Origin of the sequence: Heliomicrobium gestii (assembly GCF_009877435.1) — a bacterium.
Lineage (GTDB): Bacteria > Bacillota > Desulfitobacteriia > Heliobacteriales > Heliobacteriaceae > Heliomicrobium > Heliomicrobium gestii.
The window spans coordinates 168,243-185,295 of record NZ_WXEX01000007.1 but is presented as its reverse complement, the minus strand read 5'-3'; the positions used below and the strand labels follow the sequence as shown (position 1 = coordinate 185,295).

13 protein-coding genes and 1 riboswitch are annotated in these 17,053 nt (G+C 54.3%); of the genes, 7 read left to right on the top strand and 6 right to left on the bottom strand.

What is annotated here, in order from left to right:
• Positions 1-416 precede the first annotated feature (416 nt).
• The 4 genes from GTO89_RS10105 to GTO89_RS10090 all read left to right on the top strand — a co-directional run bounded on the left by GTO89_RS10105 (position 417) and on the right by GTO89_RS10090 (position 8,723).
• Entirely contained in the window at positions 417-1,433 is a 1,017-nt protein-coding gene (locus GTO89_RS10105) for a hypothetical protein (protein ID WP_161261954.1), read from the top strand.
• Between the two features lie 204 nt (positions 1,434-1,637).
• Positions 1,638-3,533: a PrkA family serine protein kinase gene (locus tag GTO89_RS10100; protein ID WP_161261953.1), complete on the top strand. Its 1,896-nt coding sequence runs from the start codon at positions 1,638-1,640 to the stop codon at positions 3,531-3,533.
• A 12-nt stretch (positions 3,534-3,545) separates the two neighbouring features.
• Positions 3,546-4,685 (top strand): sporulation protein YhbH, encoded by a 1,140-nt coding sequence (gene yhbH / locus GTO89_RS10095; RefSeq protein WP_161261952.1) that lies wholly within the window; start codon positions 3,546-3,548, stop codon positions 4,683-4,685.
• Between the two features lie 285 nt (positions 4,686-4,970).
• A complete protein-coding gene (locus GTO89_RS10090; protein ID WP_161261951.1) occupies positions 4,971-8,723 on the top strand; it encodes an ATP-binding protein in 3,753 nt (1,250 codons plus the stop codon).
• A 157-nt stretch (positions 8,724-8,880) separates the two neighbouring features.
• Here GTO89_RS10090 and GTO89_RS10085 read toward each other — a convergent pair whose 3' ends face one another.
• Positions 8,881-10,917 carry a copper amine oxidase N-terminal domain-containing protein gene (locus GTO89_RS10085; protein ID WP_161261950.1) on the bottom strand — a complete coding sequence of 679 codons (2,037 nt, stop codon included), beginning with the start codon at positions 10,915-10,917 and terminating at the stop codon, positions 8,881-8,883.
• A 583-nt stretch (positions 10,918-11,500) separates the two neighbouring features.
• Between GTO89_RS10085 and GTO89_RS10080 the strand changes: the two genes are divergently transcribed.
• Positions 11,501-11,959 carry a hypothetical protein gene (locus GTO89_RS10080; RefSeq protein WP_161261949.1) on the top strand — a complete coding sequence of 153 codons (459 nt, stop codon included), beginning with the start codon at positions 11,501-11,503 and terminating at the stop codon, positions 11,957-11,959.
• Positions 11,928-12,068, top strand: coding sequence for a hypothetical protein (locus GTO89_RS10075; protein ID WP_161261948.1), 141 nt, complete (start codon positions 11,928-11,930; stop codon positions 12,066-12,068). Before GTO89_RS10080 ends, GTO89_RS10075 begins: the two co-directional genes overlap by 32 nt.
• A gap of 10 nt (positions 12,069-12,078) precedes the next feature.
• Here the strand turns inward: GTO89_RS10075 and GTO89_RS10070 are convergent, their stop codons facing one another.
• From GTO89_RS10070 to GTO89_RS10055, 4 genes are read right to left on the bottom strand one after another with little or no spacing between them, the layout of a single operon-like run.
• Positions 12,079-12,933 carry an ABC transporter permease subunit gene (locus GTO89_RS10070; RefSeq protein WP_328793896.1) on the bottom strand — a complete coding sequence of 285 codons (855 nt, stop codon included), beginning with the start codon at positions 12,931-12,933 and terminating at the stop codon, positions 12,079-12,081.
• 21 nt (positions 12,934-12,954) lie between these two features.
• On the bottom strand, positions 12,955-13,932 hold the full coding sequence (locus tag GTO89_RS10065) for an ABC transporter ATP-binding protein (protein WP_161261947.1): 978 nt from the start codon (positions 13,930-13,932) through the stop codon (positions 12,955-12,957).
• A 41-nt stretch (positions 13,933-13,973) separates the two neighbouring features.
• On the bottom strand, positions 13,974-15,104 hold the full coding sequence (locus tag GTO89_RS10060; RefSeq protein WP_161261991.1) for a DUF4367 domain-containing protein: 1,131 nt from the start codon (positions 15,102-15,104) through the stop codon (positions 13,974-13,976).
• 4 nt (positions 15,105-15,108) lie between these two features.
• Positions 15,109-15,732, bottom strand: coding sequence for a sigma-70 family RNA polymerase sigma factor (locus GTO89_RS10055; RefSeq protein WP_235920376.1), 624 nt, complete (start codon positions 15,730-15,732; stop codon positions 15,109-15,111).
• A gap of 283 nt (positions 15,733-16,015) precedes the next feature.
• Here GTO89_RS10055 and GTO89_RS10050 point away from each other — a divergent pair, with 283 nt between their 5' ends.
• Positions 16,016-16,270 carry a hypothetical protein gene (locus GTO89_RS10050; protein ID WP_161261946.1) on the top strand — a complete coding sequence of 85 codons (255 nt, stop codon included), beginning with the start codon at positions 16,016-16,018 and terminating at the stop codon, positions 16,268-16,270.
• 110 nt (positions 16,271-16,380) lie between these two features.
• Here GTO89_RS10050 and GTO89_RS10045 read toward each other — a convergent pair whose 3' ends face one another.
• Positions 16,381-16,824 carry a CBS domain-containing protein gene (locus GTO89_RS10045; protein ID WP_161261945.1) on the bottom strand — a complete coding sequence of 148 codons (444 nt, stop codon included), beginning with the start codon at positions 16,822-16,824 and terminating at the stop codon, positions 16,381-16,383.
• An 11-nt stretch (positions 16,825-16,835) separates the two neighbouring features.
• A riboswitch (cyclic di-AMP (ydaO/yuaA leader) is annotated at positions 16,836-16,995 on the bottom strand.
• Positions 16,996-17,053 lie beyond the last annotated feature (58 nt).

Here is a 17,053-nt window from a genome sequence, read left to right as displayed (position 1 = left end):
AGGTTGCCTTTGGTGCTACTTGGTTCTAACGAAAGAAATGCGAAATCTATCGCAAATCGACCTGAAAAAATTTAAATTAATCCCAGAATATATGTTTAAATCAAGTTTATTACATTGTAAAATAAACAAAGAAAATCAAATAGAGAAACGGCGCATACCCACCAATGGAGCTTTGATGGGTTAATCTCTATTTTCAGCTGCCATTAGCAAATCCTGTCATGTAAAAGCAGCATACAACCCCTTACACGTATCGAACCAGGGGCTGCGCGGTGATCTCCACATAGCTTTATTATACAGGGTATTTTCGTTAGTTTCCGACAGTTTCCTTTGCGAGTGAAAACGGATTCAGGATACATTCAAGGGTGAAAGCAAACGACGGTTCACCCGCTTGATACGATTTAGCGAGGGGTGTATGCATGACTAAATTTAAAAAAGTGATATCTGTTTATTGTCTTATGGTCGTATTGTGCTTTGTAAGTGGATGCGCTTCTGAACAGATAATGCCTGCAAAAACAGTGACTAAGGGCGGTCTCGCTATTTCTGTTAGTCAAGAGCAATCGTTTGATACGGTGAATCTAATCCAGAAATCACAGGGGGGTAAGTTTTTAACTTATATACAGCTTTCTAATAGAGGAGAATCCAATCTATCTTTAAATGTAATCGCTGTGTTAGATGGGAAGCAAATCAGTTTTGACCTTGATAATCAGTCAAAGAAATATTACCACCAGGTAGATTTACCTCCCAATGAGACAATAAAGCTGCCGCTGAAAATAAATGAACAGGCACTAACACATGACCTCCATTGGTTGCAGTTGATAGCGATCACTTGTCCAGAGAATGATCGTTTTTATAGCTCCCTCCATATGGGCAATCGTATTTGGATTAAAGATAAAGATGAGGAACCGGATAATTTTAAGCTGCCAGAAAACATAGTAAATAATTATGCGTTACAAGGCGATGACATAAAGACAGTTGAGAATCCAAAGGACTTCGGAGGGTTTACCTTTCACCCTGACGGAAAGAATTTAGAGGAAATCAAAAAGGACAGGAAAAAAGAACAATTTTTCTACACCACTGTGTATGATTTTGAAGCAGAAGGAGATCAGATATCAGGACGTTTGTATTATTTACAACCAAGCGATTTGCATTACAAAAAATACTTGATAATTATGACGATTGATAACCAGCCAGCCTCCTTCTATAAAAAGAAAAATGGTTTGTTATTATCCCCTCAAGGCCGGTCGATCATAGAAATACCTTTTGATATCGATATAACAGGTTTGCAAAAGGGCAGTCATGTGATGAACTTCTTTGCTATTGCAGAACCAGACTTGGCAATTACCGATCGTGATTCAGATGCGATTCAAAGAGGACATGTACTACCGCCTGACGATGTTGAGTTTAGCGGGAATATTTTAGTCAAATGCCCGTGAGCGTAAAACCAGCGCAATAGGTTCTCCCACCTGCTGCTGATTCGATTTTCGTTTTCGGACAACCCCTGTGTTTGATCCACCCCTCCCCGCATAAGGTAGAAGTAACCATCCAGCAACTACGCTACTGAAACGGTCGAGGGGCATACGGCGCGGCATACAGGAAAGAATTGGCCATGCCTTCGGATAAGAACAGGGGGGAGCGATTTGGAGTTTCTCAATAAACTAGAAAACTACCGCCAGCGCGAGAGGGATCTAGCCTGGGAAGGGACTTTCCGGGAATATCTCCATTTGGTGAAAGAACGACCCTTCATCACCCAACTGGCCCACTCCCGGATCTACAACATGATCGTCTCGGAGGGAGTGGAAGAGGTCAACGGCGTCAAGCGCTATAAGTTTTTTTCGCATGAGATGTTTGGATTGGACAAAACACTGGAGACGCTTGTCGAGGAGTATTTTCATTCCTCTGCCCGCCGCACCGAGGTTCGCAAACGGATCCTCCTGCTGATGGGGCCTGTTTCAGGCGGCAAATCGACCATCGTCATGATGCTCAAACGGGGCCTCGAACGATTCAGCCGCACCGAACTGGGCGCCCTTTATGCCATCAAAGGATGCCCCATGCATGAAGAGCCCCTCCACCTGATTCCCAAAGAACTGCGGGAGGATTTTCAGCAGGAATACAACGTCTACATCGAAGGCAGCCTCTGCCCGCACTGCCGCATGCGCCTGGAGACGGAATGGAACGGCCGCATCGAGGATGTGCCGGTCGAGCGGATCTTCTTTTCCGAAGAAAACCGCGTCGGCGTCGGCACCTTCAGCCCCTCTGATCCCAAGAGCCAGGACATTGCCGATCTGACCGGCTCCATCGACTTCTCCACCATCTCCGAGTATGGCTCCGAATCGGATCCCCGGGCCTACCGCTTTGACGGGGAACTGAACAAGGCCAACCGGGGAATGATGGAATTCCAAGAAATGCTTAAAGCGGATGAAAAATTCCTTTGGAACCTGCTGTCCCTCTCGCAGGAGGGCAACTTCAAGGCCGGTCGCTTTGCCCTCATTTCGGCCGACGAACTCATCTGCGCCCACACGAACGAGAGCGAGTACAAGGGCTTCGTCTCCAACAAAAAGAATGAGGCCCTCATCTCGCGGATGATCGTCGTCCGGGTGCCCTACAACCTGAAGGTCACCGACGAAGTCCGCATCTATGAAAAGCTGATCTCCCAGTCTGACCTGCGTCACATCCACATCGCCCCCCACGCCTTGCGGGCGGCGGCGACCTTCTCGATCCTGTCCCGGCTGAAGGAATCGAAAAAACAGGGCATGGATCTGGTCAAGAAGATGCGCTTGTACGACGGGGAGGATGTGGAAGGGTTTAAACAAAAAGACCTCGTCGAACTGCAGAACGAGGCCATCGACGAGGGCATGAGCGGCGCCGACCCGCGCTATGTGATCAACCGCCTTTCGTCGGCACTGATCCGCAAAGACACGGTCTGCATCAACGCCCTCGATGTGTTGCGGGCCATCAAAGACGGCCTTGACCAGCACCCCTCCATCTCCAAGGAGGAGCGGGAGCGGTTGCTCAACTATATCGCTATCGCGCGCAAAGAATTTGACGATATTGCGAAAAAAGAGGTTCAAAAGGCCTTCGTCTACGCCTATGAAGAGTCGGCCCGCACCCTGCTCAACAACTACCTCGACAACGTGGAAGCCTTCTGCAATGGCACAAAACTGAAAGATCCCATCACCGACGAAGAGATGGATCCCGATGAAAAGTTGATGCGCTCCATCGAAGAGCAGATCGGCATCAGCGAAAACGCCAAAAAAGCTTTCCGCGAAGAGATCCTCATCCGCCTCTCCACCTACGCCCGCAAGGGCAAGAGCTTCGATTACACCTCCCATGATCGGCTCAAGGAGGCCATCGAGAAAAAACTCTTCGCCGATCTGAAGGATGTCGTCAAGATCACCACCTCCAGCCGCACGCCGAACGCCGAGCAGTTGAAGCGGATGAACGAAGTGACGGCCCGCCTGATCGAGCATCATGGGTACTGCCACGTCTGCGCCAACGAACTGCTGCGCTACACCGGCTCCCTCCTCAACCGCTAGGAGGTGGTCGGAATGTCCGGCGATTTCTCTATCAGCCGAGAGGACTGGTCGCTCCACCGCAAGGGTTTTATCGATCAGAGCCGCCACCAGGAAAAGGTGCGCGAGGCGATCAAGAAAAACCTCCCCCAGATCATCAGCGAGGAAGCGCTGATCTTAAACGACGGTCAAAAAACGGTGAAGGTGCCCATCCGCTCCCTGGAGGAGTACCGCATCCGCTACGACCACAACAAGCAAAAGCATGTCGGCCAGGGAAACGGCCAGAGCAAGGTGGGCGATGTCCTCGGCCGGGAACTGCAGCCGGCGCCGGGGCAGGGCAACGGCGGCGCTGGTTCCGAGCCGGGTGTCGACTACTTTGAAGCGGAAGTGGATGTCGACGAACTGGAAGATATCCTCTTTGCCGACCTGGGGCTACCAAACATGGAGGAAAAGGCCGCGCCGGAACTGGAGACGGAGTCCTACCGCTTCAACGACATCCGCAAAAAGGGGCTCCAGGGCAACATCGACCGCAAGCGCACCCTGATTGAGGCCTTCAAACGAAACGCCATGAAGGGCGCCCCCGGCTTTTTCCCCGTTTTGCCGGAAGACCTCCGCTACAAGACCTGGGAGATCCACCACGAGCGCCACTCCAACGCCGTCGTGCTGGCGATGATGGACACATCCGGCTCGATGGGCAACTTCGAAAAGTACATCGCCCGCACCTTCTTCTTCTGGATGACCCGCTTCTTGCGCAGCAAATACCACGCCGTGCAGATCGTCTTCGTCGCCCACCACACAGAGGCGAAAGAGGTCACCGAAGAGGAGTTCTTCACCAAAGGCGAATCAGGCGGCACGCGCTGTTCCTCGGCCTACCAACTGGCCAACGAGATCATCGACAAGCGCTTCCCGCCTCAAGACTACAACATCTACGCCTTCCACTTCTCTGACGGCGACAACCTGTCCACTGACAATGAGCCCTGTGTCCGTTTGGTCAACGAGTTATTGAGCAAGTGCAACCAGTTCGGTTACGGCGAAATCGTGCGGTCTCATTTTTCCAGCACCTTGATGAACGCCTTCCGAAAAATCCAGAGCCCGAAGTTTTCCACAGTGACGATCCGCGACAAGGGCGAGGTCTACGGGGCGTTGAAGACCTTTTTTAAGCCGACGGAGACGTAGGCGGCAAGGGATATGACTTGGAATGAGGCACCCCCTAAGTTCTGCAAACTGGGTGTTTGCAGAACCCAGGGGGTGCTTTTATTTTTACCCATTTGAGTAATGTTGTTTTTTTCTCTACCCTTGATGAACAAAATGTTTGCCCGACACAGGGGCTGTCTGCTTGCAGGATAAAAAAGTGAATGTCAAGAATAAAACATTCATACATATGTTGCTCTTTCTTGTTCATATTCCGACAATTTCTTGAATGCCGATCACTGTCACACCGACTGTCAAGGGGGCATATTTTTGTCGACGACAACGCCGTCCAATCCTGCCAAACTGCCGGGTTATCTCCTTCTGATCGCACTCACAAGTCTCGGCCTTTTGGGCAACTACTTCAACCTGCCCCTTTTTTTCGGCGTCGAATTTTTATATGGCAGCATCGCCGTCATGGTTGTGCTTGTTCTCTACGGACTGCCGTGGGGATTGGTCGTTTCCGCCATCGCAGCCGGATACACCATCATCCTGTGGAACCACCCCTATGCAGCGATCATTTTGGTGCTGGAAACACTGGCAGCCGGTTTGGCCCTTCGACGCTGGCCCCATAGCCTGGTCTTCGCCACCAGCCTCTTCTGGCTCTTGATTGGTATGCCGCTGGTCTGGTTGTTATATTATGGTGTGATGAAGGTTGATCCCACGTTGACCCTGCTGATCATGTTAAAGCAGGCAACCAACGGGATTTTCAACGCCCTGATTGCCAGTCTGCTTGTGCTCTATGCGCCTTTCGAACGCTGGGGCATTCCCTTGCAGCGGCGATACCGGCGCACCCTGGCCCAGACGTGGTATCTGTCCCTCATGGCTTGTGTCCTGATTCCGGCCATTTTGATGTTGACGGCCTACAGCCGCAACGCCTTTATGAAAATCGAGCAATCAGTGATCGCCGAGTTGGATAACATCACTTCGACTACGGATAAATGGGTGGACATTCGCTTCCAGGAAGGGTTTTTGTTGCTGAATGAGGTGGGCCGCATCGCCGTGGAAGCCGATATGCAGCCTGCGCCAAAACTCCAAGGTACGCTCAGGCTGACCCAAAACATTCGAATGGAGTATTCCAAGCTCCGCCTCTATGACACTTCCGGCGCGTTGCTGGCGCCGAGTGATGTTTCGGATTCCCAAACCGGCATAACGTCAAGAAGCGAAGAGCGCATTCAGCAGGCTCGGTCTTCGCGCCAGTTTTTCCTTTCCGAGGCATTTGTCGACGAAAATGGTCATCCTTCCGTAGAGACAGCGATTCCTATACGTAATGAAGGTCGATTGATTGGTGTCGCTGCCGGCAATCTGAACCTTGACTTTATCCGTAAAAATCTGTTGACATCCTCGCTGGATCCGGCGGGATACGCTCAGGTGACACTCCTGAACCAGGCCGGACAGGTGATGGCCAGCACCCGGGAAGACCTTCCTTTTTTGGCGAGATACGCCGACCATCAATCAGGTAAGGTGATTCCGTTGCGTGATGGCGTGTGGCAACGGATTCCGGACGAAAAGAACCTGCCGCCTGTGACTAAATGGCAACGATCCGCCTACCTGCGAGAGACCGTGGTGAGTGATGACCTTCCATGGAAGGTCATCGTTGAAATACCGCTGGCGCCCTACCAAAAGCAACTCATGGAGGAGTACATCCGCAACCTGGCGCTGATGCTGGCCTTTACCTTTTCCGCGCTCGTCATTGGCGCATGGCATAACCGGCAAAGCACCCATCCCGTCTCTCAATTGGTGGAAGTGACGCGGGATCTTCCCGACAAAATTTTATCGCGGACGAGGGTCGACTGGCCCCAAAGTATCATTGTCGAATTTGACGATCTGATCACCAACTTTCAGGCGATGGCCGACGCCTTGCAGGACAAGTTCCAGCAGATCCAGCAGGCCAATGAGACGCTGGAAGAGAAGGTTCGCGAGCGCACGCAGGCGCTGGCTGACGCCAACTTGGAATTAAGACACGAGCAGGTCTTTATCTCCACCGTCTTAGACACCTCTGGGGCGTTGATCATGGTGTTGGACCGGACGGGACGCATCGTTCGATTTAACCGCGCCTGTGAAGAGATTTCCGGGTACACCTTTGATGAGGTCAAAGGGAGGGTCTTTTGGGACTTCTTGCCCTTGCCGGAATCAGCGGAAACGCTCAGAACAGCCTTCGAAAATCCCCAAGAGATCGCTTTTATCCAAAAAACGCAAAACCAATGGGTCACCAAAGAGGGATGCTTGCGCATGATTACCTGGTCCAATGCGCTGCTGTATGATTCTTTTGGACAAGCCGAATACATCATCGCCACTGGCATTGATGTGACAGAACAGCATCAGGCGGAGGAACTGCGGTTGCAGTTGGCCGATGAATTTAAACAGACCATACAGATGCTGCCGAACATAGTCTTTAAATTGAAGCGTATGCCTGACGGACGTTTTTGCTTTACCTTTAATGAGGGCGCCGTCGCGGAAAAGTTCGGCCTTACCACTGACGCCGTCAAGGGGCGAGCGATTGAAGAGGTGCACCCACCCGAGTTTTCCCACATCTCTGTGCCTGCCATAGAGAAAGTGTTCCGGGGGGAATTGCAGGAGTTTACCACCGAAATGGGTGGACGGACTTTTTACAACTACGCCAAACCGTACTACGAAAAAGGCGAGCGGCAACCTTCCGGGGTGGTGGGTTTTGTTTCCGATATCACTGAGTTGAAAAAGACAGAGGAAGAACTGGTTCGGCAAAAACAGGCGGCAGAGGAAGCCAACCAAGCGAAAAGCGATTTTCTGGCCATGATGAGCCATGAGATCCGCACCCCCATGAATGGCATTCTGGGCATGACGGAACTGCTGCTTTACTCGTCCCTCGACGAAGAACAACGGGATTACGCCGTTACGGTGCAAGAGTCGGCGGAACTGCTGATGGCCATCATCAACGATGTGCTCGATTTTTCTAAGATTGAAGCCGGTAAGATGGAGTTGGAATCGGTCCCCTTTTATGTGGAGCCTCTTGTCGATGGCGTTGAGAAACTGATGCATCGCCATGCCCTTGAAAAGGGGATTGCCCTGACAGCCCTCGTTGATCCCCGGCTCCGCCAAGCATTGCTCGGCGACCCTGTGCGGATACGCCAAATTTTGCTGAACCTGACCAGTAACGCGGTCAAATTTACGGAACGCGGGCGGGTGTCGATTATGGTGAGCCAGCAATCTTGGGAGGAGCAACGGCTCACGATTCGGTTTGAAGTCGCTGATACCGGTATCGGGATCAACAAGGAGGCCCAGGAGCGCCTCTTCCACCCCTTCACCCAGGCCGATGGATCGATGACGCGACGCTTCGGGGGAACGGGGTTGGGCCTGGCCATCTCCAAACGCCTCGTTGATATGATGGGCGGCGAGATTGGCCTGGAAAGCGAGCCAGACAAGGGTTCCACCTTTTGGGTTGCCATTCCCTTTTCCCTGGCAGAAGAACGGGCCAAAACACCGGCAGAAGGGGACACTTGGGCGCCAATATCAACATCTACATTTACACCTACACCTATATCTACATCTACAGCACCAACATCGACACCAACGCTGCCCCCGCCGGCACCAGCACCAGCGCCGACGCCGGTACCGACGTTAGAGCTGGGGCCATCGCAGGCGATGATTGTACAAGGGTCGCAGCAGGAGGAGCAGCGAATCCTGCTCGTTGAAGACAACCCGGTCAACCAGCGACTGACGGACATGCAGTTGAAGAAGCTGGGGTACCCTGTTCGAACGGTGAGCAATGGGACGGAAGCCCTCCTGGCTGTCAGGGAAGAGACATTTGCCCTGATATTGATGGACTGTCAGATGCCGGAAATGGACGGTTTTGAAACGACCAGGCGAATTCGCGCGATGGAAGCGGGCGCAGGCAAGCGGGTGCCCATCGTAGCCATGACCGCGATGGCCATGCCAGGAGACCGTGAACGCTGCCAGGAGGCGGGCATGGATGATTACCTGTGCAAGCCTGTCGAAATGAAGGAAATGGCGGCGATGCTGTCAAAGCGACTAGGTGGTTCCAATTAATCTGAGGCGATGAAAAAAGCCATGGTCGCGGTGGTGTACGCTCCACAGCGACCATGGCTTTTCGAATGCTATTTTCGGTGATTTTCACCTTTAACCTGGCGCCCGGGAAGCGCGCCCATTCACAGAGCCGACCATGAGAAAGCTGCCCTGATGGTCCTCATTTTGCGGTGATCGTTACCGTCTGTGTGGCTTCATCCCATTGCGTATTTGCGTTAAAGGCGTTTGCGATCCAACGGACGGGAACCATGATGCGCCCGGGATCGACAACCTCGGGAGGGGTATCCATGGTCATCTCAGTCCCATTGACGCGAAGTGTGGTGCTGTCCATCTGAATTTGAACAAATTTGGCCCCTTTGCTCAGAGTGGCCTGCTGTGTTGCCGGGTCCCACAGGATGTCTGCGTCGGCAATCCCGACGGCTTTGGCTGCATCCCGAAGGGGCAGGTAGGTGCGCCCCTCTTTGATATAGGGCGCAGCGCCGAGCGTCACTTCACTGCCTGCAAACTGTGCGTTGGCTTGTCCGATCGTGAACAATGCTTGAAGGGTCTTTGGCGTCGTTGAGGAGCGATACACGTTGGCCACGACGGTTTCCGCCGCTTTTGATTCGGAAAAATCGCCTTGTGTGATTTCCGATGTCGCCGTATCCCAACCTTTGATTTCGAAGACGAGCGTTCCATCTGGCACGCTGCCGTCGGCGTTGACCACGAGATTGCTCAGTTTGATCTTTGATGCGACGGAGCTGCTATTTTCAACGTCTACACTGACGTAGGGGTCGCCGTTGTCATTTTGATCAGAGACATTGACGGAGTTTTTGGCAAGAACGAGGTTCCCTTCCACCACTTCAAAACCAGGTGGTTGTTCGAAGGTAATCCCCTTAGGCGCATAAATCCGCAACTGCTTCGCCAGTAATGCGCCGGGCAGGGTTTCGGCGATGATGATGTCGTCCAACTTTTGATTTTTGACGCCGGCTACGATTTCCAGCGGTTTCAGCGCTTGCATGGCGACCGGCGGGACAACCTTGGCGATCGGCATCTTGCCATGCATCGGGGATGTTCCGCCAAACTCCAGGGCCAGCAAACCCTTGAAATTCGGAGCCACATCAACGGTTCCCTTTTTGAAATAGACCTTTGCCGCTCGTTTTTGTGTCTTTTTCGTGAAACGGCCGTTGATTTTTGACCCATCGTCATCTTTGTAGAAGAGATCTGTCCCAGAAGTCCCAAAACGCTGCATTTGGATCTCGTCACCTAGTTCGGAGATGGCCGTGTCCAGAACAGGGACGCGGTTCCATTTTACATACTTGGGGACCGTTGCTGTAATGCTGCGGTTGACATCGATGGTGCCAGGCGCAAGTTCTTCACCGAAGAAAACGGCAATCGGTTGATCCCGTCGCCCGGCGATAATCGTAGGGATATCCCCGTACGGTCCGCCTTTGAGGGAATAGCCGCCATACCGGGCGATAACCATCGATGAGGCCGTAACGTCACTTTGACCGTCGAACGTTACATTCACATCGCCGGCTTGGGCTACTTGTTCATCCACTTCGATCAGCAGGTTCGACAGTTCAATGGTTGAAGCCTTGGGTTTGCTTCCGGGGACAAGGGTGACGCCGCTTTTTAGTTTGATCCCTATCTTCAATGTCTGATCGTTGTTCTCGGTGGTGAGTGACCCAAGGGCAAGGTCGCCCCAGAGTGTTTCGTTGGTGGCCGTGCCGTTGAGCTTCCATTTGAACCCTGGCGGAAGTTTTAGTTCGATTGAATCGGTAGCGATTTTTAGGTCGCCAGGACTTTCTTCCCGGATGCGGATTGTGCTCAATGCGGCGCTGTCCGAACTGATGGAGGCTACTTCATCGACCGATAGGGTTACTTTTCCGGAGGAGATCGTGGCTAAGGGAAGTTGCTCCGTAGAAAAAACAGAGTTTGGCGAGGCTTCCATATAGGCGGGAAAGTCGCCTTTTTGATACGAAGGAATGCGAATGCCTTGAAAATCGATATAAAAAAACCCTTTGCCTGGAGAGGCCGTGTTCCGCTGAACGGAAAATACATAGGAATTTGAGTTAGGATTAACCTTTTTCATCCATGTCACATCGGCGATCTGGTTGTCGGAATTTTCAATGGATGGAGGGGCATACGCATAGACATCTGAGACGATCGTGTCTGCTGGAAAACGGATCAGCAAATCATCGGTCGAGGCATTCATGCTGTATGAGGGGATCTCCACGTTGATCCGGGAGGAAAAGGCTTCGTTGGCTTGAATGGTCTGTTTCTTGACCACCGAGTAGGTTCCCGCCTCAGCAACGCCTTCGAGCGCGGCAAAGCCGGTCATGATCACGGCGGTCATCAGGGATATCCAACGGTTGCGCATTCGAATCACTCCTTCTGTTCCATTACTCATGCCAAACGCTTAGGGAAAGAAACCAACATAGGGGAAAGAACTGAGTCGCCACCTCCTTGATTTATGTAACAGGTGATCAATGGTGGTGAGGGAGATGAATGAGGCCTCATTCATTCGCGGTGCGACTCGTGTAGAAGATAAAGTGCGCCAAGACAAAAATGTACCAACAGGAAGCGAAACAAACGACGGCTGAGGCTGGATTAATTTTAATATTATTTAGAATTTTCTGTCAATAGTGATTTTTGGGTTTTTTACCCAAATAATTGTCGAAAAGAGGCCGTGATTCTCACTATCCAATTACCACTATTAAATTTAGAATAAAGAGGGAATTAAATCCTACTACTTGTCATACTCGTTTACTCCACCCTGTGGCAGTGGAGTTTTTCATTTGCAACAGTTCCGGCGCTTCGGCGTGCCGGTCGAGCGAGCGGATATTCCCCGCGTCGAAGGCGCCAGCGAGGTCTATAGCGAGTATTTTCCGATTCTGAAGGAGGACATCCGGCGCGGCCAAGCGCCGGTGTTGGTCGATATCCTCAACTGCCTCCATGGCTGCAACGTCGGCCCCGCTACGACCCACCACCTGACACGCTATCAGATCGACCGGGCGATGGACAAACGGAAAAAGGCGCAGATAGAAAAACAGGGACAACAAAAAAAGGGCCTCTTTTCTAAGGGAAAAGAGCCCTTCGACGAACCGACGCGTGAGGAGGCGGAGCGGATCTGGCAAAGCCTGCATAAGCCCACGGAAGAGGAACGATGGATCAACTGCCAGTGCTGCGGCTATGGCGTTTGTGAGGAGATGATGCGGGCGATCTATGCGGAGCGAAACCATCAACGCCTCCATTGAAGACACGGCGGACATCCTCAAGCGGCAATCCCATGAATTGGCCGACGAAGCGGGCAAGTTGAAGTCCATGCAGGTGGAAGGCGAGCGAAGAAGCGGCCCGAGGGTATAGCCCGGTGGAATTATAGTTCTTTCTTTTTAAAGACCCGGATCGCCAGCCAGATTGAGGCGACGATATACAGGATGATATAGGCCAGCATCAGATTGCTCGGCGGCGCGGTGACACCGAAGGGGCCTGCCGCCAGGGAGGCGAGCGGGCTGCTGTTGCTGCCGGCGACGATGCTCATCAACTTGCGAAAGAGGGTGTCGCTCGGGATGACCAGGCTGACGGCGATGCCCGTGTTGACGAGGTCGCTGCGGTCGATCAGACCGCCGATCTGTTCGATGAAACCGCCGACGACAGACAGGGCGTACAGGAGAACCGAGACGATCCCGGCCGTAAGGGTTCGAAAGAGGGTGCTGAACAGCAGGGCCACCGCCAGCAACAGCAGCGGTTGAAGCAGAAAGACGGCTGCTCCGGCGATCAGGTTGCCGGACGTCAGCGTGGTGAGGGCGGGATGGTTGTAGTGACCGTTTAAGAGCATGATCCCGCCGTAGAGGAGCAGGGCGTAGACCGTCAAGAGGATGCCATAGCCCAGGAACTTGCCGAGGACGATCTCGCGCCGGTGGATCGGCTTGGACACAATGGCCTGGAGCAAGCCGTTTTCAATCTCCGAGGCGATGGAGCCGACGCTGGCCAGCAGGGCCAATAAGGCCAGCAGGAAAGAGGAGAAATAGAGGCCGGCGCCGAGAAGTTGCTGGCCGATGACCTGGCGCGCGATCAGTTGCACACCGCCGGGTGCGGATTGGATTTTGACGAACTCTTTGGCGAACAGGTGCAAAGCGGCGCCGTAAAGGCCGAGAAAGACGGCCGATAGCAGGAGGGTGAGCAGGAAGATCCGCTTTTTGGACGCCTCTTGAAAGGTGAGGCGGGCGATGGAAAACAGGTCGGATCCCTCCTAACCGTTGGCGATGGTTTCGAGAAAGAGTTCTTCCAGGGAACCGGCCAGAGGGGCTACCTCATGGACGGGAATGCCGAACCGGACGAGGGTTTCCACCAGGCGGGGAATATCAGGCGGGTTTTCACTCCAGGTCAAGAGCCACTCCGCGCGGGGTGGCTTGTCCGCTTCAGCAGGCAGCGGCGTCGCCTTCGTCAGGGTGATGCCGGAAAGGGTCAGTTCTTGCGTCAGGGCAGCAGGCGCCCCAAGGGTGACAGCGGTGTCGACGCCTACCCCAATGCCCATGCTCACGACGACCCGCGCCTGCCGTAACGGACCGGCCAGTTCGCGCCAGTCGCCTTGAAAGAGCAGCCGGCCTTGTTTGATGATGGCGATGCGGTCACAGACCGTCTCCAGTTCGCTCAAGAGGTGGCTGTTCAGGAAGACTGTCTTGCCCCGAGCGCGCAGTTGAACGAGGAGGTCGCGGACCTCCTTGCGCCCGATGGGGTCGAGGGCGGAGGTAGGCTCATCAAGAAAGACCAGTTCCGGGTCAGACAGGAGGGCGCAGGCGAGCCCGATGCGCTGCTGCATCCCCTTACTGTAAGCGCCGACCCGTTTGCGCCCCTGCTCTCCCAGGCCGACCATTTCCAGGACGACGGGGATCCGCTCGGAGGCCTCCCGAGAGGAGAGGCCGTAGAGGGAGGCGTGAAAACGAAGCAGGTCTTCACCGCTGAGCCAGTCGTGATAACGGAAGCCTTCCGGCAAAAAACCGATCCTTTTGCGGACAGAGACATCTTCGAGGGGACGCCCCAGCAGGCGCGCTTCGCCGGAGGTTGGCTGGAGAAGGCCCACGAGCATCTTGACAAGGGTGCTTTTCCCGGCGCCGTTGGGACCGAGAAGGCCGAAGATGCAGCCGTGGGGGACTGCCAGGGAAATCTCCCGGCAGCCCCCGTGGCCTTGATAGGTTTTGGTTAATTCAATCGTTTCGATGGCAGGCACAGATTCACCTCATCTACATGTAGACAAAAGGCGGTCAGCGTTTACTTCAGCGAACGGGCCACCTTCAGGAGGGTCTCCTTGTCAACAGGGCCGTTCACCTGATACATGACGCCTTGCTCCACCCAGAGCAGGTTGCCACCGCCGTGTTTACCGGCGTTGTAAACGCCTTCGGCGCCGTTGACGTTGACTTTTTCCACAGTGCCGTTGACGTCGGGGACCACCATGGTGTTCTGCCAGTCTTCGATGCCGGCCAACTGGGTCCGCACATCCTGGGGCAGAAGCGGAAAATCAAGCAGGGCTGCCCGCAGGTCACGGGGATTGACGCCATCAGGAACGGTCAGTTCAGGAGTAGAGAACTGGACCAGGCTGATGCGGCTGTTGCTCTCGTCGTTGGTGAAGGCGCTCCGCGCGCCGGCGGGGATGCGCAATCCGAACGCCTTGCCCTGCAAGCTGTCAGGCAGAAGCGTTGTGGCCCCCATGCCTTTGAGCAGGTTGTTGACCTGGGCCACATCGAGACGGAATTCGGAACGACCCTCCGTCGAGACGGATACCTGACGGGGACGGCCATAGCCGTCAGGCAGGAAGGATGGCTGTTTGAAGGCGAAGGGCAGCAGTTTCACTGCCTGGTCGGGGAAGGCTTTTTGTTCTTCCGGTTTTTGCAGCACCTCGACTTTGCCGAACTGCTGCAGATCCACCTGGCCGACCTTGGATTTGACGGCCTGGGCCATCGTGTCAAGTTGTTCCGGTGTGACCTGGACGATCTGCAATTTTTGCACCCGGAAGAGGGAGAGAAAATCGGCAACAGCCTGTTGCACGGGGGCCACGGTCAGGGCGCCGGCCAGCATGGCGGCGGCTGCCGCAGCGCTTGCCCATTTTTTCCAATGTGTCATCAGCGAGGTTCCTCCTTGTTTGTCTATTGGCAGAGTGGGGCGGCGGTTGGCAGGAGCGAAGGGCGGGAGACCGGTCGCCGGCGGGAGGGGAGCCGCCGTCTCCATCGCTCGTTGGTAGGCGGCTAAGGACTCTGTTGACCATTCTTCCAGTTCGGTCAGTTCAGCCAACGTGGCGGCGCAAGGAGCGCAGGTGTCCAGATGACGTTGCATGGCTGCCTTTTCGGCAGGAGTCACTTCGTTATCCAGAAAAGCCTGCCAGGTTCCCTGATCACGGCAGTTCATCGATTCACCCCCCGATTGAGTGGCTGGTGGCGAGTTGTTCAAAGGCTTTTCTGAATCGTTCGCGAGCGCGGAGGAGCACCGTTCCCACGGAACTGCGCCCTATCTCGGTCGCCGCGGCGATCTCATCGTAACTGAATCCGGAGAACTTGAGCAACAGAACGAGGCGATCGCGGCATTGCAGTCGGTCCAGGGCCAGGCGGGTGAGGCGCGCTTCCTCTCGTTCCAGGACGATCTGTTCTGCCGACAAGGCCGCTGTAGCCGACAATTCGGCAGAACTCTGGAGAAAGACCTTTTCCTCACGCTGCCTGCGGCTGCCTTCGCTGCGCAGGTGGCTGTAGCAGAGGTTGTTGATCACCTTGCTCAGCCATGCGGCGGGATGTTCCACGCCGTCCAGGCCGGTGCGGTGCAACCGCAAGAAGGCCTCCTGGACCAGATCCTCCGCAGCGGCAGGGTCCCCCAAAAGGAAGTTGGCCTGGCGACCCAGCTTGGGCGCCATTTCCCGATACAGTTGTTGAAAGCGTTGTTCCATATTTTCACCATATATCGGCGTAGAAATGGCGATAAGATGGCCGTTGATGGTAGTCTCCCCCTTATAGCCGTTGCGCAACGGTCCCTTTTGGGTTTCCATGATAAAGACGGCGCCGGGAGCGAAAAGGTGACAGGTTACAGGGGGAAATTTTAGGGTAAGAAGGTTTTTTCAGACGAACCGCTTAAGCGGGGTTTGTTGATGGGAAGGTTCATTTTAATGATGAAGGTCAGGGCGAAGGTTATAGGGTGAAGGCTGAACAAAGGGCATGGGTGTACAAATGTGGCAGGTGTTTGCGTCAGAGATTACAATAACAAGAAACAGTCCAATCGGACAAGCCGGAAAGGCATGGAATTCAATCAAGAATGAGAACGGGGGATATCGTATGTTGGAAAAGGAGTTGCGGATGCGGTCGATCACGAAACGGGAGCTCGGCCAATGCCTTGTGGAATTGGGTGGGGTGGAGCAGTCACCAGGGTGTTTCGAGGGTGAGGGGTGGCGCGTCGACCTGGGCGCAGAGCGGAAGGTCTCCATTGGCGCCTTTCGCCTGCCGGAGATCGCGGTAACCATCCGGGCCGAACCGGATGTCTTCCAACGTTTCCTGGCACGGTTCCGGCTGAAGACGCTTCGCGGAGGATAGGGATCCAGTTCTATGTTGTGGATATCGAAGAAGAAGCCGCCTCAGCTAAAGCTTAGCTTGAGACGGCTTTTCTCTGCGTCGGTTTATGTTTTCTATGACTGGGGCCTCGCTCAACCCCCGTTAGCAACGGCGGCCCGGGCAACCGGCCGTCCCGCTTGCAGCAGGCCGGCGCAGTATTCGATGATCTCCCGGCGGCGGACGATGCCGATGAAGACGCCGCGGTCATCGAGGACAGGGACGAAATTTTGTTCGCTGGCCAGGGAGATCAGTTCTTCCATCTCGGCGTAGATGTGGACCGGTTTGATGGTCATGCGCCGCGGCACTTCGTTGAGGGAGACCTTGTGGATGTTGTCAAAGCCCAAGCTCGGCGTATTCTTCATTTTCCAAAGCAGATCCCCCTCGGTAAGGGTGCCCACATAGCGGCCCTGACCGTCGATGAGGGGGACGGCGGTGTAGCGGTGGTATTCCATCTTTTCGACCGCTTGCCGCATGGTGGCGTGAATAGGGAGATGGATCACGTCTTTTTTCGGGATCAGAAAAAAAGCGATGTTCACGTGCGGATTCTTCCTTTCTCCAGCGACGCCTACGAGGTTAGCTGACGGGTTCGGGCTGCGGAGTTGCCCTACCCGGACCACACAGGCCCGGGACTCACCCCGGCAATGGCGATTTCACCGCCATGGTTGGTTCCCCCGCTTCCCTGCCTGGGAACTCAGCGAGTTGTGAAAATTACGACTATTTCCTGGATTTGTATTGGACCTTTCTCACATAGGGATCATACACTGC

What these genes read in the sequence shown, in the direction of transcription:
- GTO89_RS10060 (WP_161261991.1), bottom strand. Translation starts at nt 15,104, where the DNA reads ATGAACTGCCGTGATCAGGGAACCTGGCAGGCTTTTCTGGATAACGAA.
- GTO89_RS10050 (WP_161261946.1), top strand. Translation starts at nt 16,016, where the DNA reads ATGTTGGAAAAGGAGTTGCGGATGCGGTCGATCACGAAACGGGAGCTC.
- GTO89_RS10075 (WP_161261948.1), top strand. Translation starts at nt 11,928, where the DNA reads ATGCGGAGCGAAACCATCAACGCCTCCATTGAAGACACGGCGGACATC.
- GTO89_RS10085 (WP_161261950.1), bottom strand. Translation starts at nt 10,917, where the DNA reads ATGAATGCCTCGACCGATGATTTGCTGATCCGTTTTCCAGCAGACACG.
- yhbH (WP_161261952.1), top strand. Translation starts at nt 3,546, where the DNA reads ATGTCCGGCGATTTCTCTATCAGCCGAGAGGACTGGTCGCTCCACCGC.
- GTO89_RS10055 (WP_235920376.1), bottom strand. Translation starts at nt 15,732, where the DNA reads ATGGAAACCCAAAAGGGACCGTTGCGCAACGGCTATAAGGGGGAGACT.
- GTO89_RS10105 (WP_161261954.1), top strand. Translation starts at nt 417, where the DNA reads ATGACTAAATTTAAAAAAGTGATATCTGTTTATTGTCTTATGGTCGTA.